Origin of the sequence: Bifidobacterium sp. ESL0704, from assembly GCF_029392075.1 — a bacterium.
GTDB lineage: Bacteria > Actinomycetota > Actinomycetes > Actinomycetales > Bifidobacteriaceae > Bifidobacterium.
Genome location: NZ_CP113929.1, coordinates 1,737,908 through 1,759,081, shown reverse-complemented (window position 1 = coordinate 1,759,081; position 21,174 = coordinate 1,737,908). Strand labels below are relative to the sequence as shown.

The following is a 21,174-nucleotide window of genomic DNA, read 5'->3' as shown; positions in this document are numbered from 1 at the left end:
TGAGGCACCCTCCAGGCCGGTAGGCCAAGCTTTATGCCACAGCATCGCATATCCCAGCCCCACCACTCAACGATTAGAGCGCTAAGACAACGTAAAATGTGTGGTGTTGTTTTAGATGCTAATGGCGTTCGGGGCCTGGCTTAGAAGCGGATAGAACAATTAAAGGTTGAGTGGTAGGACTGGGATATACAATGCTGAGGCATCTTCCGGGCCGGTGGGACAAGCTTGCGCTTGAATATCGCATATCCCTGCCCAACCACTTTTGTATTCTTAATTGTTGATTGATGGTTGCGATATTTGCTGACATTGAAAAGGAATTAAAATGGCAAAAGGCTATACGGAACAGCAGGTTTTAAAGAAATTAGATATTCCGGATTTTCGGCATATGTCAAAAGACAAGATAATGGCTTTTGTCTCAACAATTCCGCAAATGGACCCGGCTGTTGCAATCTCTGCGTTGAAGCAGTTTCCGGAATTTACAAAAACATCAATTGAGATAATGAAGAGCGCCAAGGAACTTCAATCTAAGTCGCTGGACGATAATTCTCAAAGTGTAGAAGCTTTCTATACTGGATGCAATGCGGTGATTGATCAGTTAAATGCCGACTTGACAAAAGGAGACATGAGCGATGAGCAGCGAGATAAATATATAGCTGCGATGATGACCGTTCTTCAAATGATGTCTGACAAAGATAGTCAAAATAAACAGTTTTTATTGAATATGATTAAAATAATCGGAGGAACTGCTGTTTTGGCTATTGGAGGTATTGCAGCCTCAATTTATGGAAAAGGCGCAATTGAGAATCCTGGGAAATAAATAAATTTATTGGTTATCCGTCATAAGCATGCGATAGCCTGTAGTGTTCTGTGGTCTAATGTAAAGGGGAACGAATTATGGTGAATGCTCAGGATGACGAGACGTATACGGCGGAGGGTTCCCGCCTGATCTGGATCGATTGCGAGATGACCGGCCTCGATATCTTCGGCGGCGACGAGCTGGTCGAGGTCTCCGTAGTGCCGACCGACTTCAATCTGAAAGTGCTCGATGAGGGTGTGGACTACGTCATCAAGCCGTCGCAGAAAGCTGTCGACCACATGGGTGACTTTGTGCGCGCGATGCACACCCGCTCCGGGCTGATCAAGGAATGGGAGCATGGCCTGAGCCTTGCCGATGCCGAAAAGAAGGTCACCGAGTACGTCGCCCGCTTCACGCCCGAAGGGGTCAAGCCGCTGCTCGCCGGCAACACCATCGGCAGCGACAAGAAGTACCTCGACCATTACATGCCGAACCTCATGAGCCATCTGCATTATCGCAGCGTGGATGTGAGTACTTTGAAGGAGCTGGCTCGTCGCTGGTATCCGGCGGTCTATATGAACCGTCCGCCCAAGAACGGTGGTCATCGTGCGCTTGACGACATCATAGAGTCGCTCGACGAACTGCGCTACTACCGCGAGGCCTTCATGGCTCCGGTTCCCGGCCCTGACGAGGCGCAGGCCAAGGCCATTTGCAAGCACATTGTGGAAACGAGCCTCAACGCCGAGTGATGCGGCATCTGCGATGAAAATCAGTGTTTAGATCGGTTTTCGGTGATTTTCATCGCAAGCTCAAATGAAGATGCGATGAAAATCAGGATTATTACGCGGATTCGCTGATTTTCATCGCAGCCTCGATATATGGATAATGAACAGGCTGGGAAAGCAGGAACGGCATGAAACAGGCGGAAGCGCTGACGATTCTCGGCGCGGGGGCGAACGCGTTCATCACCGGTGCTCCTGGTGCCGGTAAGACCTATGTCTTGAACGAGTTCATTCGTTCGGCCCGTGCTCAAGGTGCTTCTGTTGCCGTAACCGCTTCGACCGGCATCGCCGCCACGCACATCAACGGTCAGACCATCCATTCATGGAGCGGTGTCGGTGTCTCGCAGGTGATGACGCAGGCCTTGATGAAGCGCATCCGTGCACGCCGCAAACGTAAGATCGAGGCAGCCGATATCCTCGTCATCGATGAGGTCTCGATGCTGCCCGCATGGCTGTTCGACATGGTCGATGACGTCTGCCGGGCGTTGCGGCACAGCCCGGAGCCGTTCGGCGGCCTGCAGGTCGTGCTTTCCGGTGATTTCTTCCAGTTGCCGCCGGTTCGTAAATCATTCCGTGGACGTGACGCATTGCCGCCGAGCCCCGAATTCCTCATGTCCCGTCAGCGCTATGCCGATGCAGGCAAGGACGCCGATGGCTTCGTCACCGAATCGTTGGTCTGGGACGAACTTAACCCAGTGGTCTGCTATCTCACCGAACAGCACCGTCAGGACGATGGCCAATTGCTCACCGTCCTTACCGACATCCGTGAGGGCGGCGTCACCCAGGAAGATCACGATGTGCTCGCCGAACGTATGGGCAAGTCGCCGGCTGATGGGGAAGTGGCCGTTCATCTGTTCCCTGTCAACAAGCAGGCCGACACGTTGAACGATCTGCGGCTTTCGCAGATTCACGATGAAACCCACGAATATGTTGCCGAGTCGGCGGGACCGTCGGACTTGGTCAAACGTCTCAAAAAGAACATGCTCGCTCCTGAAAAGCTTGAGCTCAAAACCGGTGCGGCCGTGATGGCCTTACGCAATGACGCCGATCATCAGTATGTCAACGGTTCGATCGGCAAAGTGGAGGGCTTCGTCTCGCAGGCCAAAGGCGGTTGGCCCATCGTCGCCTTCGAAAACGGCAATACCGTGACCATGAAGCAGGCTTCGTGGGACATGATGGACGGCGAAACCATACTGGCCAGTGTCAAACAAGTGCCATTGCGTTGCGCGTGGGCCATCACCATCCACAAGTCACAGGGTATGACGCTCGATCGCGCCGTGATGAACCTGCGCCGCACCTTCGCGCCGGGCATGGGCTACGTTGCGCTTTCGCGAGTGGAGAATCTCGATGGGCTCTATCTTGATGACATCAGCGAACGCGCGTTCATGGTCTCGCCTGATGCCGTCTTGCTGGACGGTCAGTTGCGCGACAATTCCAAAGCCTCTTGCGCCCGCCTTGAAGCCGAGGGGACCGAAGCCTTCACCAAGCAGGCATCCGGCCAATTGCCCGACGGCGACGATGAGTTCGCCCAGGACGAGTTGTTCTGAATGGTTCAACGATATCGGTGAAGATGGTTTGACCCGTTGAAACCTTCCTGCATGAAATCTTTCTCGTTGCAGGGATATGTTGTATTGCTTGATTGCTGCATCGGAGCACATTGAGCTGAAGGATTCCGTTTCACCGGCAATGCATTACGATAATTTCGATGGTACGTCTTGCCGAATAACCGATTCGATGAAGCGGTCGGTTGCCGGTTTGGACTTCGAATGATGCTATATGGTATGGAAGCCGCTGATATCACAGGTATCAGGAGATGCGAGGTATCGTCAATCAACACGGGATCGGTTCAACGATGATTCAGGTGATTCATTGGCAGGCCAAACGTTGCCAATGTCGGCTCGCGCGAATAATTTAGGAACCATGACAAAAGCACTTCGTATGTCCACCATGTTCCTGCGCACGCTGCGCGAGGACCCCGCCGACGCCGACGTTGATTCGGCACGTCTTCTCCAACGCGCGGGCTATATCCGCAAGGCCGCTCCCGGTATCTGGACCTGGCTGCCGCTGGGTCTGAAAGTTCTCAATAAAATCGAGGCTGTGGTCCGTGAAGAGGTCGACGGCATCGGCGGCCAGGAAGTCCATTTCCCGGCTCTGCTGCCCAAAGAGCCGTACGAGGCCACGCACCGTTGGGAGGAATACGGCGAGAACATCTTCCGCCTGAAGGATCGCCATGAAGCCGATTATCTGCTGGCTCCGACACACGAGGAAATGTTCACCCTGTTGGTGAAGGACATGTATTCCTCATACAAGGATCTGCCGGTCACGCTCTACCAGATTCAGACCAAGTACCGCGACGAGTTCCGCCCGCGTGCAGGGCTGGTGCGCGGCCGCGAGTTCATCATGGAGGACGGCTATTCCTTCACTATCGACGAGGAAGGTCTGAAGAAGGCCTACGTCGAGGAGCGCGACGCCTACGAGCGCATCTTCCAGCGCTTGGACTTGGGCTACATCATGGTGCACGCGGTTTCCGGACCCATGGGCGGCTTCGAATCGCAGGAGTTCCTTTCCCCGATGGCTATCGGCGAGGACACTTTCGCCAAGGCCCCGAGCGGCAAGGCGTGGAACGTCGAGGCGCTGACCACTCCCGAGGTACCGGCTGTCGATTGCTCCAAGACCCCGGCGATGAGCCTCAAGGATCTGCCGGATGCGGGCAGCATTGACGAGATGGTCGCGCAGTGCAACAAGCTGTATCCGCGCGAGGATGGCCGTCAATGGGCCGATACGGATATGCTGAAGAACGTAGTTATCGCGGTGAAGCATCCGGGTGAGCCGGATGACGAGAACGAAGAGCATCGCAAGCCTTGGCGCGAAGTCGTCGTCGTGGCGCTGCCCGGCGACCGCCAGGTCGATATGAAGAGGCTGGAGGCGCAGTTCGCCCCTGCCGAGATCGAAGAGGCCAACGAGGCCGATTTGAAGGCGCATCCGGAACTGGTAAAGGGCTATATCGGGCCGAACGTGCTTGGTCCGCAGGCGCGCGTCGAAGGTTCGACTATCAAGGATCCGGTGCGCTATCTGGTCGACGCGCATATCGCCGAGGGCTCGGCTTGGGTCACCGGCGGCGACAAGCTCGGTGTGGATGCCTTCGACATGGTTTATGGCCGTGATTTCAAGGCCGATGGCACCGTCGAAGCGACTGAAGTTCGTGATGGCGACATGAGCCCGGACGGCTCCGGTCCGCTGAGCTTCGAGCGTGGCGTGGAGATCGGACAGGTATTCCAGCTCGGTCTCAAGTATTCCGAGGCTCTTGGCCTGAAGGTCTTGAACCAGAATGGCAAGGCGGTTCCGGTGTGGATGGGTAGCTATGGCATCGGCGTCTCGCGCGTCATGGCCTGCATCGCCGAAACTCATCACGATGAGAAGGGCTTGGCGTGGCCGGTCAACATCGCTCCTGCCGCGGTGCACGTTGTGGCCACCGGCAAGAAAGATGAGGCGTTCGATGGTGCCGAGAAGCTGGTCGAAGAGCTTGAGGCCAAGGGGCTCGAAGTCATCTACGACGACCGCAAGAAGGTCTCGCCCGGCGTCAAGTTCAAGGATGCCGAGCTGCTCGGTGTGCCGCTGATCGCCGTGGTCGGCCGCGATTACCTGAACGACGGCACCATCGAGGTGCGCGATCGCAATGGCGATAACGCGGTGAAGGTGCCGGCAGACAAGGCCGCGGATACGCTGGCGCAACGGTATCAGGCCAAGTGCTAACGGTTTTACCGGCCTGATGTCGTTGGCGGTCTGTCCTGGATATCCCGGACAGGCCGCCACGTTGTATTTGGCCTATAGATGTATGGAATATCACTTGTTTTTTGTATGATTGCCCGTCTTTTATCGTTGAAGATAATGTATGATGAATCCTAAGGAAAAGGTAAACCATTGACGGTCTGCCGATAATATTCCCTATTAAAACGATGTGTTTGGCCTGTTATAGGTTGAGGCACCCGAACAAAGAAGGCAATGATGCAGAATCTAACGGTTTTGGGCACCGGTACTCTCGGATCCCAGATTATTTTCCAATCAGCGTACAGCGGCAAGAATGCGACCGCCTACGATATCAGCGACGAGATTCTGGCCAAACTGCCGGCCCGTTGGGAACAGCTCAAGGACAACTACAGGCACGATGTCAAGGATGCGACCGATGAGAAGCTCGATGCCGCAGTCTCTCGTATCCGTACGACGGCCGACATCAAGGAGGCTCTCAAGGATGCCGATATCGTCATCGAAGCGGTTCCGGAGCGTCTTGACATCAAGCAGGATACGTGGAAGAAGGTCAGCGAGAACGCGCCGGCCAAAACGATTTTCTGCACCAATTCCTCGACCTTGCCGCCGAGCAAGATCGCGCCGTTCACCGATCGTCCTGAGAAATTCCTGTGCCTGCATTTCGCCAACGAGGTGTGGAAGTACAATACCGGCGAGGTGATGGTGCAGCCTAAGACCGATCCGGCTGTCTTCGAGGAAGTCGCCAAGTTCGCCGAAGAGATCGGCATGGTCCCGATCCGCATCAAGAAGGAGCAGCCGGGCTATGTGCTCAACTCGTTGCTGGTGCCGCTGCTCGACGCCGCAGCCGACCTGTGGGTCCGCGACGTGGCGTCGTTCGAGGACATCGACAAGACCTGGCGTATCGCCACCGGTGCCCCCTCCGGCCCGTTCCAAATCTACGACACCGTCGGCATGATGACCCCCTACAACCTCAACAAGGACGCCACCGATCCGGTCAAGAAGGAGTTCGCTCGCCGTCTGAAGGAGGATTACATCGACAAGGGCCGCATGGGCAAGATCGCCGGTCATGGTTTCTATGACTATGACTGAGTGGTTGCGTAACTGTGTCCGCGTCGTTCGCAAAGCCCGTGCAGATCAGGGTTGGGCGATGTCGAAATCCGAATGACGCGGAAGTTATGTGATTGGTTTCCATCCTTATCGGGTTGTGGCGCTGCGTGCCGATTGCTACGCGGCGCCACAACTGTTGATTGCGTAGTTTTGTTTTCGTCGGCCTTGCATGTCTAGTTTTTATGGTGGCATGTGCAATGTATATTTAGCAGTATTTCATCTTTAGCGAGGGCCGGGCTTCGTGGCGCTTCTTCGTTTCTTGGTTCTGCAGGCTGACTTGAGGGGTGTCGCATTGTTTCGGGCCGTGCAGTTGTATGTCTCGTTATTCGCATTTCGGATTTCGCTGTGGATACTGTCTTTTTCATCCACATTCCGTCCACAACACGCCGGGACCCCGGACGTTCGACCACAGGACCCGTTTCGGCTTGCAAACCATTGGTTTCGTTGCGCATACTGGAAGAACCGCGGGGCACGTCCGAGCTGGTTTCAACGTTGTGGTTTGGTCATAAATATGACCTGGTTCCATATCGGTTGCGTTCCTCGCGGTCCACAAACAGACGAAATTATTTCGCAAGGGAGCAGAGCCGATGGCACAGCAAGGTACGGTGACGATTTCAGGATTCATGGGTGCGAACCCGCAGAGTTTCGGCAGGGAGGGAGGTCCGGCTGCCGCATCGTTCAGGATAGGTTGCACGACGAGATATTTCAATCCCGCAGTCAACGAATGGCGGGACAGGCCAACGACATGGATCAATGTCAAGGTGTTCCGCCAACTGGCCGAAAACGTGCTTTCCAGCCTCAAGAAGGGCGATCCGGTCATCGCCACCGGAAATCTGGCGACCGAGGAGTGGACCCGGGACGGCACCAAACACAGCAGAATGGTGATGGAAGCGACCAGCGTAGGCCATGACCTGAGCTTCGGCATCTCCGTTTTCCAGAGGGTGAGACCAGGTGCCAAGGGGCAGGAGGGCACGCATGAAGCGGATTCTCCTCGACCGGTGCAGTCTCAGCATGAAGCAGGCGTTGGGGAAGGCGGGTCTGCTTCTGTGTCGGGCGGCGGCGATGACGGCGATGACGGCGAAAAGCCGGATGATCGGCAGGGTGGCGCGGCAGCCGGTGGGGCTTCAGGGCACAACCATGGTTCAACCGGTGATGGGGCGGGTGAAGACCCGTGGGATGCCAGTGAGGTGTTTGAGGGACATGCAACGGCTGATCGTTTGGTGGCATCGGTCGGCTAGGCTGCTCTTGATGCACAATGGCTTATTGCTGGTCGGTTCGGCGAAGAGCAATGACGAGATGATTGCGCTGGCGGCTGTTTTGCAAAAGGTCCGACGTGGATTTCGTGTGGTCGGTTTGCCGGTTGGATAAGAAGGACTCGTGAATGACAAAACGGCCGGAACGTTTTGGTAACATTCCGGCCGTCGCCTCCATCAGCCTGGATGAAGAGTTTTGCTGCCCGTCTAGTAGTTGCGGTCTTTAACCTACCAGATGGATACGCGCTGTTCAGGTGCCAGCCACAGCTTGTTTTCGGGCTTGACATCGAATGCCCGGTAATAGAGGTCGACGTTGCGCACGATGCCGTTGGTGCGGAATTCGGCGGGAGAGTGAGGATCGATCTGCAGATACTGTTCCGTAAGCTCCTCGCGTTGCGCGGTGCGCCAGATAGAGGCATAGCTTAGGAAGAAACGCTGCAGTCCGGTGTATCCCTCGATTTCCGGAGCGCTCGTCAGCGATGCCGCGACCGCTTCCGGCGAACCGTCGATGGTACGGCCGGCGGCCTTGTCCAGTGCGAAAGCGTAAGCCTTGAGGCTGATGTTGACGCCGCTCAAATCGCCGATGTTCTCGCCGATGGTCAACGCGCCGTTGACGTGTGGGGCTTGGCTCAGATCATCGGCGTACTTCTCCTGAAGCTGAGAGGGGATAAATCCGTTGTACTGGTTGATCAGTGCCGTGGTGAGTTTCTGGAAGTTCGCCTTGTCGTCTGCGCTCCACCAGTCGTTGAGCTTGCCGTCGCCGTCGTACTGGCTGCCCTGGTCGTCGAATCCGTGCCCGATCTCGTGGCCGATGACCGCGCCGATACCTCCGTAGTTTGCGGCGTCATCGGCATCCGGGTTGAAGAACGGGGGTTGCAGAATGGCTGCAGGGAAGACGATGACGTTCATGGACGGCTCGTAGTAGGCATTGACGGTCTGCGGGTTCATCAGCCATTCCTCACGGTCCACGACCTGGCCGATCTTCGAGAACTGGAAGCCCGTTTCATAGGCGACCGCCGCGTTGAGATCCTCCATCAGGCTCATTTCGGGCTTGATGTCAAGAGCGGTGTAGTCGCGCCAATGGTTGGTGTAGCCGATCATCGGGGTGAATTTCGAGAGCTTTTCAAGCGCCTTCGCCTTGGTCGCCTCGCCGAGCCAGTTGCTCCCGGAGATGGAGACGCGATAGCCTTCGATGATGTTGGAGACCAGCTGTTCCATCCGTTTCTTGGAGTTTTCGGGGAAGTGAAGACGGACGTATTCGCGTCCCACTTCTTCGCCGCAGATACCGTTGACCAGTGAGACGCCGCGCTTCCAACGGTCACGCTGCTGCTTGGCGCCTGAGAGCACACGGCCGTAGAAATCGAACTGGGTCTTGTCGAAATCCCTGCTCAGCGTGCTCGCCGCTGCGCTGATCATCGTCACTCGTGCCCAAAGCTTCAGATCCTCGAGCTCGCTGAGGTCCCAGAACTTGTCGAATCCGGAAAGGAAGCTCGGCTCATGCACGATGGTGCGCCTGAATGCGGCTTTAAGGTCCAAGGGTTGGGTTTTTGAGGCCGGCAGAGCGTTGTAAGCTTCTTGCCATGCCTCAATCCATGCAACGATATCGTAGTGCGAGAGCGCCGAGGTGAGATCCGCGAAATCAGTGGGGTTATAGGTTTTCTGCGAGTCCCTGGTGGCTACGTTGTCCCAATGGTTCGAGGCGATCTTGGTCTCGACCTCCAGGAAGCGCTTGGCATCTGCTTCGGATTTCGCGCTGTCTCCATAGCCGGCGAGCATCAGGAGCTTCGCCACCATGTGCACGTATTGCTCGCGGATCGGCGCGTAGTGGTCTTCTCGATAGTAGGCTTCGTCGGGCAGACCGATACCGCCCTGCTCGATGTGCAGGATGTTGTGCTCCGGGTCGCCGGGGTCGCCGTAGACGCCGCAATCGAAGAAGTCGGGGCCGCCGACCGTGCTCAAGCCACCTAGTGCTTTTGTCAGTTCCGACTTGTCGGCGGCATGGTCGATGCGGTCGAGCGCGTCCTTGATGGGGCTGATGCCAGCGGCTTCGATGGCATCGGTATCAAGGAATGCGTGGTAGAGGCTTTGGGACTTGTGCGCAGGGCAGTGCTCGTCTTCGAGAATGTCGCGAACCTGGCTTTCCGAGTCTTCGGCGAGCTTGTCGAAAGCGCCGTAGCGCGAACGGTCATCCGGCAGTTCGTAGGTGTCGATCCACGGGCCGTTGACGAAACGGAACAGGTCGTCGCCGGGGCTGATGGTGCTGGAGAATGAGGTCGTATCAAGGCCTGAAATCAAAGGTGTAGACATGGCTCTACTGTATCGGCGTTTGTTGACAAGAAGTAGCGTGGTATGAAAGGGAAATCGCGCTAAACCGTGTCGGTTTTTGCTTCTGTTATGCTTGGTCCGTAATTCTCGATTAGCTATGAAGGAATAGCTTTTGCTTTTATCTGTTGAACCTCTTAGTCGTTGAAGGGGAACGCCACTAGGCGATTTGACGGCGACGAAAGTTATGGAAAAGGAGTCGACATGTCAGACGACAATGCGAACGAGCGTGATTCAAACGTGAATGACAGCAACGAAAACAATCAGGAACAACCAAACGGCCAGCCGACCGGACAACCCAATAGTCAGCCCGAATATGGGGCTTATGCGCCCAATGCCGATGCTGCGAACGGCGCTCGGAACCAGTACGCGAACGGCAGTTCCTCCTCTCAACATGCCGACAATGCAGGGCAGGGCAATCCGAATCACGGTCAATATGCCGGCGATCAAGGCGGCACCCCGCAAGGAGGGCCCAACGCCAATCCGTACGTTTACAACGGTCAAGGTCAAAACCCGAACCAGCCCCCTTATAACGGGCAGGCGTGGAACACGAACCAAGCTGCGTACAACGGCTATGGTCCTTATGCCGCTGACCCCAATCAATACAATCGGCAATACCAGAACGGCAACCCTTATGCCAACGTCAACCAGAACGGCCAGTACCAATACGGGCCGAACGGCGGGCAGACCAACAATGGCGGACCGGGGGCGGGCGCTCCCCGTTTCAACCAGCAGTCGGCCCAGCCGGGCAGCAATGAATGGTGGCGTCTGAACCCCTTCAAGCTGGCCGAGGATTGGCTGCCGAACCAGGCGAAGAAGACCATTCGTTTTGTCTACGGTGTGGTCGGCGTGGTGGCGCTGCTGCTTGGCCTGGCGCTGCTGATCTGGCCCGGCAAGACGCTGGTGGCCGTGGCCATCGCCCTGGGCATCTATTTCGTGGTTTCGGGCGTCATTCGCATCATCGGCGCGATTGCCGAAAACGGGCTGCCGGGCGGCTGGCGTGTGCTTGATATCATCGTCGGCATCATTCTGGTGATCGGCGGCGTGGTCATGCTCAAGAATACCGTTCTTTCGACGGCCATGTTGACGATTCTGGTCACCCTTACCGTCGGTATCGGCTGGATCATGGAAGGTGTGATGGCGTTGGTCGAAACCTGGCGTCTGCCGAAGTCCGGCTGGGCCATCTTCTACGCCATCATCTCTATTCTCGCCGGTATCGTCGTGCTCTTCTCGCCGTTCGCGTCGGTGATCATACTGGTCGTTTTCGCCGGCGTGGCCATGGTGGTCATGGGTATCCTGGCCATCATCCGCGCCTTCCGCTTCGGCAAACACTGAAGGAATAGGTGATTTCGCCGCATCGATCGGTGTGGTAGAGGCGGAGAGAATATGGTTTTTGTGCCTCCAACGCAAGAGTAAGCTGTCGTTTCTGTTGCGTTGGAGGCACAAGCATAAGATTCCTGCCTCTAACCCGATTGAAACCTAAGTTTAAACCGTGGTGAGAGGCACTTATGCCGGTTTTCTGCCTCTGACCATACATAAACCAACGAGAAACGGTCGGGCAGAAGTCATTGCTGCAATAGAAGAGGAGCCGTCATGCTCGATGTTGGCGAGATTGTTTTTTGAATGCAGGTTTGTTGGGCGAACGAAGTAGGGTGAAGGCATGATTGAATTGAAAACCCCAAAGGAAATCGCTTCGATGAAGGTGGCCGGCCGTTTCGTCGGCAGCATCTTGAAGGAGCTGCAGGAAACCACCAAAGTCGGCACCAACCTGCTGGAGATCGACGACCTCGTGCGCCGTCGCATCGAAAGCCGCAAGGGCGCCGAATCCTGCTACGTGGATTACGCCCCCGATTTCGGCACCGGCCCGTTCAAGCATTACATCTGCACTTCGGTCAACGACGCCGTGCTGCACGGTGTTCCCTATGATTATGCACTTAAGGACGGCGACTTGGTGAGCCTCGACCTGGCCATCAGCGTCGACGGATGGTGCGGGGACTCCGCGGTGAGCTTCGTGGTCGGCAAGGATCCCGATCCTGAGGACATCGCGCTGATCAAGTGTACCGAAGAGGCGCTCGCGGCCGGCATCGCGGCGGCACAGCCCGGCAATCGTCTGGGCGACGTTTCCGCAGCGGTCGGCGACGTGGCGCACGAACACGGCTACACCGTCAACATGGAGTTCGGCGGCCACGGCATCGGCCACGTCATGCATGGCGATCCCTTCGTCCCGAACGACGGCAAGGCCGGCCACGGCTATAAGCTTCGCCCGGGCCTGACGATCGCGATCGAACCATGGTTCATGAAGACCACCGACGAGATCTATCAGGATGCCAAGGACGGCTGGACGCTGCGCAGCTCCGACGGTTCCAACGGCGCGCACAGCGAGCACACCATCGCCATCACTGACAACGGCCCGGAGATTCTGACCGTCCGCGAGTAATCGCCGGCCCGGCTCGACGGTCCTTGTCGACAAGCCTTGTATGCCAAGCGGCATCCGCAATATAAAGCGCGGATGCCGCTTTTGTCTTTGAAGGTGCGGCAAGGCCTGCGTTCCAGCCTCAAGCGCCACCCCGAAATTGGCAATGTACGCAACGTGGACATTGGCTGCCGCAGTTTACATTGATGAAATAAGGTATGTTCAATCCCTGATCGGTTGCGGCAATGCTTTCGGATTTGTCTGTTGATGCAGAAAATCGAACGGTATCCGCGAATCAGAGCGGCAAAGGAAGGCGGAATGTCATGGTGGAGGCAAAACTCAATGTCGACGCGAGCAAGTTCGATTTGCCAGTGGTCAAAGCCACGGAAGGGGCGGACGGCATTGTGGTCTCCAGCCTTAAAAACGACGGGTTCGTCACCCTTGACCCCGGATTTTTGACCACAGCCCAATGCGAATCGAAAATCACCTTCATCGACGGTCAGAGGTCCATCTTGCGCTATCGAGGCTACCCGATTGAGCAGCTGTGCGAACAGTCTGATTTTCTCGAAGTGGCTTGGCTTTTGCAGCATGGCGAGTTGCCGAGTAAGGCGGAATACGAGCAGTTTTGCCTCGATCTGAACCACCGTACGATGGTGGGCGAGGATTTCCGCAGTTTCATGGCCGCGTTCCCACGCACGGCCCAGCCCATGAGCGTGCTGGCATCCGCCATCAACGCACTGGCCGCCTTCTATCCGGACACCACCGACATCAGTGACCCGGATCAGCTGGACGAATCGGCGCGCATCATCATGGCCAAGGCCCGCACCATCGTCAGCTACATCTACCGTCGCCGTCGTGACGAACCGATGCTCTACCCGGATATCGCCCGCGGCTATGTCGACGATTTCCTGCGCATGTGTTTCGCTGTGCCTTACGAACCCTATGTTTCGGACGATCTGTCGATTCACGCGCTCGGACGCCTGCTTATCATCCATGCCGATCACGAGCAGAACTGCTCGACTTCCGTGGTGCGCATCGCAGGAAGCGCCCATGCCAACCTCTATTCGGCGGTGGCCGCCGGCGTCAACGCCCTGTCCGGCCCGCTTCACGGAGGAGCCAATGAGGCAGTGCTGAAGCAACTCGAGGTCATCCGCGATTCAGGCGAAAGCGTCGGCCGGTTTGTCGAAAAAGCGAAAGGCACTGGCGCCCGCATTTCCGGTTTCGGCCATCGCGTCTACAAATGCCATGATCCGCGGGCAGTGGTCGCCAAGCATTATCTTCAGCAGCTTATGGCGCGAGGCGACGTCGACAACCGTCTTCCGGCAGATGAACGCGCGTTGTTCGACATTGCCACCCAGCTCGAGGACATCGCCACACACGACGATTATTTCATTTCACGCCATTTGTATCCCAATGTCGATTTCTACACCGGCCTGCTGTATCGGATCATCGGCTTCGACGCTCCGATGTTCACTCCTCTCTTCGCGCTCGGACGCATTCCCGGCTGGATCGCGCAATATCGCGAGATGCTTGCTGATCCGCAGACCAAGATCGGCCGGCCGCGTCAGGTCTATACCGGCGAGGTCGAACGGGACTATGTGCCGATGGACCGACGTTGAAGCGGATGTTATGGCGTTGAATGGCCGTTGAGGCTGATATTGCATAAGTGACGCAAATTATGTGTGTAGTGTCGCATATGCAAATGCATGATTGCATATGTTGCGCGCTAATGGCTTGTTTCGCGGCCTAAATACGATAAATGGTTGCATATGCGACGTAAACATTAGATTTTGCGTCGCATATGCAACCATTGCAGGCTTTACGGTTGAGGACCTGTCAGTTCTTGTGCAGCTTCTCGTTCAAGGCGATGCCGACCTTGCGATAACGGGCTTCGATGGTGCCGGTCACCGAATTGCGGATGAAGAGGATATTGTCTTTGCCTGAAAGCTCGGAACCCTTGACGACTTCCAGCGGCTCACCCGCGGCGATCTTGGCCTTGTCGTGAATGGTGATCTTCGTGCCGGCGGTGACGTAAAGTCCCGCTTCCACCACGCAGTTGTCGCCCAGAGAAATGCCGATGCCGGCATTGGCGCCCAACAGGCTGTGCTCGCCGATGGAATTGCGCAGCTTGCCGCCGCCGGAAAGCGTGCCCATGATCGACGAGCCGCCGCCGACGTCCGACCCGTCGCCGACGGTGACGCCCTGCGAGACCCGTCCTTCGATCATGCAGGTGCCGAGCGTGCCGGCGTTGAAATTGACGAAGCCGGCGTGCATCACCGTCGTGCCGGCCGCCAGATGAGCGCCGAGACGTACGCGGTCCGCGTCGCCGATACGCACGCCTTCAGGCACCACGTAGTCGACCATGCGCGGGAACTTGTCGACGCCGAGCACGTTGACATCCACTCGGGGGGTAGGCATGCCGCCTGCCACGTTGCCTGCCTTCGCCACCGCGTTCATCACATCCAGTTTGCGCAGCGCGAAGTTTTCGGCGGCGAACGGCCCGTAGTTGGTCCACACGACGTTGGCGAGTACCGCGAAGATACCGTCGAGATTGATGGTGTTCGGTTCGACCATGCACATGCTCAGCAGGTGCAGGCGCAGGTAGGCGTCGGCCGCGTCGACGATGGGGGAGTCCAGCGAGGAGACGGTGAATACGGGCTGACGGCGCACGCCGCGGGCATCGGCTTGGGTGCGTATCAAAGCGTCGAATCCGTGGCGCGGGCGTCCGGACTCGTCTGGAGCCGCACCCATGGTCAGCTGCGGATACCATACATCCAGCGTATTGCCCGCTTCGTCGATCGAGGCCAGCCCCCAGCCCCATGCCGTCCGTTCGTCACTCATTTTCGCTCCTTAAAGCCTAATTGTTGAAATAAATATGTCTCCAATCTAGCGCATGCCGTCTTGTTTGTCCCGATACGGCCCATGATTCGGTGGTTACTGGACTGATGATTGGAAAACGTTGAGTTGGGGGTCTGGGATATGCGATGCTCGACCGTAAAGACTTGGCCTGTGCAAAATCGGAGATTTTGCCTTCGCGCTCGATGGATCGCGCTCACTGATCCTACAGGAAGTCCACAGAACTTCCTGCTTGGCGGCTTAGTCCGGGGCGTGCCGAACATCGTATATCCCATCGCCGCAACGTCAGTCGTAGTGAGTAGAGGCTTAATCCTATGCGCTCGATACAATGACACATTGTGAGTGATTACAGGAAAGAACGCGAACGCCGCGAAAGCCGTCGCCGCAACATCGTGCGGGCGATCTGCATCGTCGTGGCCGCAGCCATGCTGCTCGCTTTGGTCATTCCTGCTATATATGCGGGTCTTTGACGATTTTGCATTGATGATAACGGCAAGGGCACGGCAATCAAGACGGCCGGTGCTGTGGCGCAGGATTCATTGAAGGCATGATATGCACCACGCAGCCGTGCGGTTGCACGAACTGCCGGAATCGGGCATTGGACCGCCTGACGCCGATAAAGACGGTCAGAGAATTTTCAGTGAATAACGATAAGGTGGAAAGCAATGGCAGAATTTGATTTTTCCCAGGCGCTGGGCGAAGCGCGTACCAAATATGAGACGATCGAAAAGGCGTTGGACGTCGAGCGTCTCAAGTCCGAGGTCGACGAGTTGGAGCAGGAGGCGTCGCAGCCGAACCTGTGGGATGACGTCGAGAACGCGCAAAAGATCACCAGCAGACTGTCCAACAAACAGGGGCTGATCAAGAAGCTGAACGCGCTTTCACAGCGGCTCGACGACATCGAGACGCTTTACGAGTTGGGCCAGGAAGAAGGCGACACCGACTCGATGAAAGAGGCTCAGAAGGGCGTCGATGACTTGCAGAAGGATCTCGACGAGATGGAGATCCAGACGTTGCTCGACGGCGAATACGATGAGCGCAGCGCCGTGGTGACCATCCGAAGCGGTGCCGGCGGCGTGGATGCGGCCGACTTCGCGCAGATGCTGCTGCGTATGTATATGCGTTGGGCCGAGCGCAATGGCTACAAGGCCAAGGTGATGGACACCTCCTATGCCGAGGAAGCGGGTATCAAGTCGGCCACCTTCCAGGTCGATGCCCCTTACGCCTACGGTCGTCTGTCTGTCGAGGGCGGCACGCATCGTCTGGTCCGCATCTCGCCGTTCGACAACCAGGGCCGTCGCCAGACCAGTTTCGCCGCCGTCGAGGTGGTGCCGTTGGTCGAGGAAACCGATCATATCGACATTCCCGATTCCGATATCCGTGTGGACACCTACTGCTCGTCGGGCCCTGGCGGACAGGGCGTCAACACGACGTATTCCGCGGTACGCATCACCCATTTGCCTACCAACATCGTGGTGACCATGCAGGACGAACGCAGCCAGATACAGAACCGTGCCGCCGCCATGGCGGTGCTTCAGTCCCGCCTTCTGGTCCTCCGTCACGAGGCCGAAGCCAAGAAGAAGAAGGAACTGGCCGGTGACATCAAGGCCAGCTGGGGCGACCAGATGCGTTCCTATGTTTTGCATCCTTATCAGATGGTCAAGGATCTGCGTACCGGTTACGAGACCAGCCAGACGCAGGCCGTTTTCGACGGTGACATCAACGGGTTCATCGACGCGGGCATTCGCTGGCGTCACGAGCAGCGTCGTCAGGCCGCGCTCGAGGCTGAACAGTCCGAGGGCAAAAACAACGAAAACGGTAAAAAGTAAAGAATTTCTGCTATTTCGGCACAATAGGAACAATCTGCGATAGTGATGTTCTTAGACTTGAATTCGAGCGGCAAACAGTAAGGAAACGGCATCATGGCGTTGATCACATTGGATAAGGTCTCCAAGATCTATCCCAAGGGCACACGGCCGGCCTTGGACCATATCAATCTCGACATCGAACGCGGCGATTTCGTCTTTTTGGTAGGCGCTTCGGGTTCCGGGAAAACGACATTGCTAAGCCTGCTGTTGCGTGAGGAAGAGGCTACGGACGGTGAAATCCGCGTGGCCGGCAACGACCTGCGTCGCCTGAACGCCCGTCAGATTCCGCAATATCGTCGTTCGATCGGGTTTATTTTCCAGGATTACAAGCTCCTCAACAACAAAACGGTCTGGCAGAACGTCGCGTTCGCGCTCGAAGTCATAGGCACCAGGCGGTCGACCATCAAGTCACTGGTGCCCAAAGTCCTTGAGACGGTAGGCCTTACCGGTAAGGAAAAGAACTACCCGCACGAGCTTTCCGGCGGTGAGGCGCAGCGTGTGGCCATAGCCAGAGCCTACGTCAACCATCCGCAGATTCTCTTGGCTGACGAACCGACCGGAAACCTTGATCCGACCACATCGCTCGGCATCATGGAAGTGCTCGACGCCATCAACCGCACCGGCACCACCATCGTCATGGCCACGCACAACGAGGAAATCGTCAACTCCATGCGCAAGCGCGTCGTCGAGCTGCATGCCGGCAAAATCGTACGCGACGAAGCCAAGGGCAGCTACGATTCCGCCAGATACTTCCCGGACGCCGAAGTCGAATCGAAGGCGAAACGGGTCATCGATCCTGCCGCCAGCAAATTCAAGCGTCCCCGGTCCTCTGTCAAAGCCATATCGTCGGCATCGGGTCAAGGTGGCGATAATCAACCTCTTGACGACCGTTCCGTGGTGGCCACGCAGGCCATGGACGCCGTCACCGATGCCGTAGCCAACGGAACCGGGGGAAACGAGGGCATCGCCCGCCTTGCCAATGCCATGCATTCCGGCAGGACAGGACGTTACGGCGAGGTGTTCCAACCGGCGGAAACCACGATGACGTGGGGCAAGGGCCTGACGCCTGAGGAAATGACCAGTGCGAACAAACCCGTATCCGATTCCGACCAAGACCGGCAGGGCAAGAAGTCGCAACGTTCAGCATACGGCAAGAATTCTTCACCTTCGGCTGGCGCGGAAAACAAGCAGTCCAAGTTCGCCGGATCCGGCAGCCCGCAAGCTGCGAAGAGCGGAAACGTCGCTCGCACGGCCAACAGCGAACCTGATGCGCAACGGCATGCGGAGCATCTGAAAGCTGATGCCGCAGAGAAGCTGACGGCTGGAGATTCGAAACGTTTCGCGCGGGAGAGCGAACCGGAGAATACCGCAAAATCCGCCAGGAGGAAGACCGGAACGCCGTCTTTGCCCGCGCCTCCGGTTCCGCCGTCGCAATCCGATGCGCAACGTAAGCCGATGGCCAAGGGCAACGGGCAAGGAAAACAGGTTCACGATGCACCGGGCCATACAAGTGCAAAGAACGCGGGGGAGCGCAAATGAGAGCACGGTTTATCCTTTCGGAGACATGGACGAGTCTGAGACAGAATGTCTCGATGATTCTTTCCGTGCTTCTGGTCACGTTTATTTCCTTCCTTTTCATCGGTGCTTCAGGCCTGATGCAGGCGCAGATCACCCGCGCCAAAGGGGACTGGTACAAGGAGGTCGAAGTCGTGGTCTGGCTTTGCCCTGACGGCACCAGCCAGGCCGCCAATTGCTCGGCCGGCAAGGCTCCGACCCAGAAGGAGATCATCACGCTGCAGAACAAGATTCATGACGAGTTGGGCAAGGTGGTCTCGAAGATTTCGTACGAAAGCCGTGAGGATTTCTATAAGAACACCTTCCTCAAGCAATATCCCAACGGCATCTACCAGGGTCGTACCCTGACGGCTGCGGATATGCAGGATTCATTGAGGCTCAAGCTCAAAGACCCCACCAAATACCAGGAGGTCTCGGAGACGCTTTCAGGAAGCCAAGGCGTTGAAGAGGTGCTCGATCAGCGGCAGATCTTCGACCCTGTTTTCGCGGTGCTCAACAAAGGCACTGCGGTCACGTTGGTTCTGGCAGGGGTGATGGTCGTCGTGGCTGTCCTGCTGACGGCGATCACCATACGTATGAGCGCGGCAAGCAGAAAAAACGAGACGGAGATCATGCGTTTGGTCGGAGCCTCGAATTGGACGATTCGATTGCCGTTCGTGCTTGAAGGGGTTTTGGCCTCGCTCTTGGGCTCGTTGCTCTCGTGTGTGGCATTGAGCGCCATCGTCAAATTGTTCATCACGGATTGGCTTGCCAAGACGGTGCAGTGGATGCCGTTCGTCAATCAGGCGACGGTGTGGCTGATGGCTCCGGCGCTGATTGTCGGCGCGATGCTGCTTTCCGCGATCGTCTCGACGGTATCCTTACGACGATATCTCCGGGTCTAGGATCCGGGGACCTGCTATTATACTGTGATAGACTCACTTCTTGCTTGGTGGCAGGTATTTGTCACAGTGGTTGTATTGCGTTACTGAAGAAAGGTGTTGTCTTGCTGAAAGTCACTCGACGTTTGCGTATGTTTGTGGGGATGGTGCTTGCCGTCGCCACGCTTCTGGCTGGCGCCGTTGCGGAGTTTAGTGTCAACTCGGAAACGGCCGAAGCCGCCACATGGGGGGATTATCGGCAGAAGCAGCAGGAGACCAACAATCTGCGCGCTCAGCTTGCCGGTGTCAATTCGGATCTGGCAAATAAGATTATCGAACTCAACGACCTGACCGATAATCAGATTCCGGCGGCACAGCAGGCGGCCGACGATGCGCAAGGCAACGCCACCCAGGCGCAGACCGCCGCTCAGTCCGCTACGGATCGTCTCAACGCCGCCATCAAAGACAAGGATGATCTCGAGGCCAAGATCAAGCAGACGGGTATCGACTACGATGACGCGAAGGCCGGTGTGGCCGAGGTCGCGCGCGACAGTTTCCACGCCACACAGGCCACGCAGGTCATGGATGTGGTCACCAAGTCGTCTACTACTCAGGATTTCGTGGACAAGATGCAGTCCCAGGCCGCCGTCAAGCGCAGCGAGGCCAATGCCGCGGATGAAGACGCCAACACCTTGAACTCCTCCATGAACCGCAAGCAGCGCCTTGATGCGATCGAGGATCAGATCTCCAAGCTCAAGGTCCAGGCCGACAGCGACGCGGCCACGGCGCAACAGGCGGCACAGACCGCGCAGGCCAAGCAGAGCAGTCTGCAGTCCTTGCTCACCCAAGGCATGAGCCAGCGTGATTATCTGCAGAGCCAGCAGAGCCAACTGACCACCGATTCCGCAAGGGCGGCGGCGCAGATGGTCTCACTGAAGGCGCAGATCGATGCGCAATCCGCGGCGGCGGCCGCTGCCTACAACCAGAACTACAACGCGCATTCCACTGGTCAGACTTGGAACAACAGCCATTCCGGTGGCTCTTCGCATTCTTCAGGCGGCAACAGTGGTGGTTCGCGCCCCGCACCGACTCCGGCCCCTGCTCCATCGAGGCCTTCCACCGGTGGCGGCTGGAGTGGTGGTCGTGCCCCGTATCCGCCTCGTCAGTGCACGCTTTGGGCATGGATGCGTCGCAACCAGCTCGGCAAGCCGGTCACGGGCTCCATGGGCAACGGCGGCCAATGGGCTGCTACCGCCCGCAGTATGGGCTGGGCGGTCGACAACTCGCCGCGTGTCGGTGATGCCATGGTCTTCACTCCCGGTTCGATCATCACCGGTTCCATGGGTTATCGTCCGGTAAGCGCCGCTTATGGACATGTCGCGATTGTGGAGCAGGTAAATGGTGATACCGTTTGGATTTCTGAAGGTGGTACCGGGTTCCGTACGTTCCCAGCTTATGAATATGTATATGGTGCCAGCAAATACCAGTTCATCCACTGAGCAATGAACGTCGGTATATCAGTCAATTTCAGCAAGTAGAACATGCAAGCGCGCTGCCCCGTCGGGTGGCGCGTTTGT

General features: G+C 57.1%; 16 protein-coding genes. 14 read left to right on the top strand and 2 right to left on the bottom strand.

All coding sequences use genetic code 11. The annotated features are described in order from the left end of the window. The first annotated feature begins 322 nt into the window (after window positions 1-322). From OZX64_RS06360 to OZX64_RS06335, 6 genes are all read left to right on the top strand, one after another. Window positions 323-817 (top strand): hypothetical protein, encoded by a 495-nt coding sequence (locus tag OZX64_RS06360; protein WP_277172135.1) that lies wholly within the window; start codon window positions 323-325, stop codon window positions 815-817. A 77-nt stretch (window positions 818-894) separates the two neighbouring features. After that, window positions 895-1,545: an oligoribonuclease gene (gene orn, locus OZX64_RS06355; protein WP_277172133.1), complete on the top strand. Its 651-nt coding sequence runs from the start codon at window positions 895-897 to the stop codon at window positions 1,543-1,545. Between the two features lie 164 nt (window positions 1,546-1,709). Continuing rightward, the gene (locus OZX64_RS06350) at window positions 1,710-3,125 is read left to right on the top strand and encodes a PIF1 family DEAD/DEAH box helicase (protein ID WP_277172131.1); all 1,416 of its coding nucleotides are present in this window, start codon (window positions 1,710-1,712) and stop codon (window positions 3,123-3,125) included. A 391-nt stretch (window positions 3,126-3,516) separates the two neighbouring features. Next, on the top strand, window positions 3,517-5,331 hold the full coding sequence (locus OZX64_RS06345; protein ID WP_277175010.1) for a proline--tRNA ligase: 1,815 nt from the start codon (window positions 3,517-3,519) through the stop codon (window positions 5,329-5,331). Window positions 5,332-5,580: 249 nt separating this feature from the next. After that, window positions 5,581-6,432, top strand: coding sequence for a 3-hydroxyacyl-CoA dehydrogenase (locus OZX64_RS06340; protein WP_277172129.1), 852 nt, complete (start codon window positions 5,581-5,583; stop codon window positions 6,430-6,432). A 605-nt stretch (window positions 6,433-7,037) separates the two neighbouring features. Then, window positions 7,038-7,688, top strand: a complete 651-nt coding sequence (locus OZX64_RS06335; protein WP_277172127.1) for a single-stranded DNA-binding protein — start codon at window positions 7,038-7,040, stop codon at window positions 7,686-7,688. Window positions 7,689-7,931: 243 nt separating this feature from the next. Here OZX64_RS06335 and OZX64_RS06330 read toward each other — a convergent pair whose 3' ends face one another. Beyond that, window positions 7,932-10,010 carry a M13-type metalloendopeptidase gene (locus tag OZX64_RS06330; RefSeq protein WP_277172125.1) on the bottom strand — a complete coding sequence of 693 codons (2,079 nt, stop codon included), beginning with the start codon at window positions 10,008-10,010 and terminating at the stop codon, window positions 7,932-7,934. Window positions 10,011-10,229: 219 nt separating this feature from the next. On the opposite strand from OZX64_RS06330, the gene OZX64_RS06325 reads away from it, so the two are divergent. From OZX64_RS06325 to OZX64_RS06315, 3 genes are all read left to right on the top strand, one after another. Next, window positions 10,230-11,360 carry a DUF308 domain-containing protein gene (locus OZX64_RS06325; protein ID WP_277172123.1) on the top strand — a complete coding sequence of 377 codons (1,131 nt, stop codon included), beginning with the start codon at window positions 10,230-10,232 and terminating at the stop codon, window positions 11,358-11,360. Window positions 11,361-11,685: 325 nt separating this feature from the next. Continuing rightward, window positions 11,686-12,462, top strand: a complete 777-nt coding sequence (gene map, locus OZX64_RS06320; protein ID WP_277172121.1) for a type I methionyl aminopeptidase — start codon at window positions 11,686-11,688, stop codon at window positions 12,460-12,462. A gap of 299 nt (window positions 12,463-12,761) precedes the next feature. Further along, window positions 12,762-14,057 (top strand): citrate synthase, encoded by a 1,296-nt coding sequence (locus OZX64_RS06315; protein WP_277172119.1) that lies wholly within the window; start codon window positions 12,762-12,764, stop codon window positions 14,055-14,057. A 217-nt stretch (window positions 14,058-14,274) separates the two neighbouring features. Here OZX64_RS06315 and dapD read toward each other — a convergent pair whose 3' ends face one another. Beyond that, complete coding sequence (gene dapD, locus OZX64_RS06310; RefSeq protein ID WP_277172117.1) at window positions 14,275-15,279, bottom strand: 2,3,4,5-tetrahydropyridine-2,6-dicarboxylate N-succinyltransferase; 1,005 nt, start codon at window positions 15,277-15,279, stop codon at window positions 14,275-14,277. Between the two features lie 353 nt (window positions 15,280-15,632). Between dapD and OZX64_RS06305 the strand changes: the two genes are divergently transcribed. From OZX64_RS06305 to OZX64_RS06285, 5 genes are all read left to right on the top strand, one after another. Beyond that, entirely contained in the window at window positions 15,633-15,764 is a 132-nt protein-coding gene (locus tag OZX64_RS06305; protein WP_277146473.1) for a hypothetical protein, read from the top strand. A 195-nt stretch (window positions 15,765-15,959) separates the two neighbouring features. Further along, a complete protein-coding gene (gene prfB / locus OZX64_RS06300) occupies window positions 15,960-17,123 on the top strand; it encodes a peptide chain release factor 2 (RefSeq protein ID WP_277157076.1) in 1,164 nt (387 codons plus the stop codon). 93 nt (window positions 17,124-17,216) lie between these two features. Continuing rightward, window positions 17,217-18,701 (top strand): cell division ATP-binding protein FtsE, encoded by a 1,485-nt coding sequence (gene ftsE, locus OZX64_RS06295; protein WP_277172115.1) that lies wholly within the window; start codon window positions 17,217-17,219, stop codon window positions 18,699-18,701. Then, entirely contained in the window at window positions 18,698-19,621 is a 924-nt protein-coding gene (ftsX, locus tag OZX64_RS06290; RefSeq protein ID WP_277172113.1) for a permease-like cell division protein FtsX, read from the top strand. The genes ftsE and ftsX overlap by 4 nt, the downstream gene beginning before the upstream one ends. A 101-nt stretch (window positions 19,622-19,722) precedes the next feature. After that, on the top strand, window positions 19,723-21,096 hold the full coding sequence (locus tag OZX64_RS06285) for a CHAP domain-containing protein (RefSeq protein ID WP_348519404.1): 1,374 nt from the start codon (window positions 19,723-19,725) through the stop codon (window positions 21,094-21,096). The last annotated feature ends 78 nt before the right edge of the window (window positions 21,097-21,174 follow it).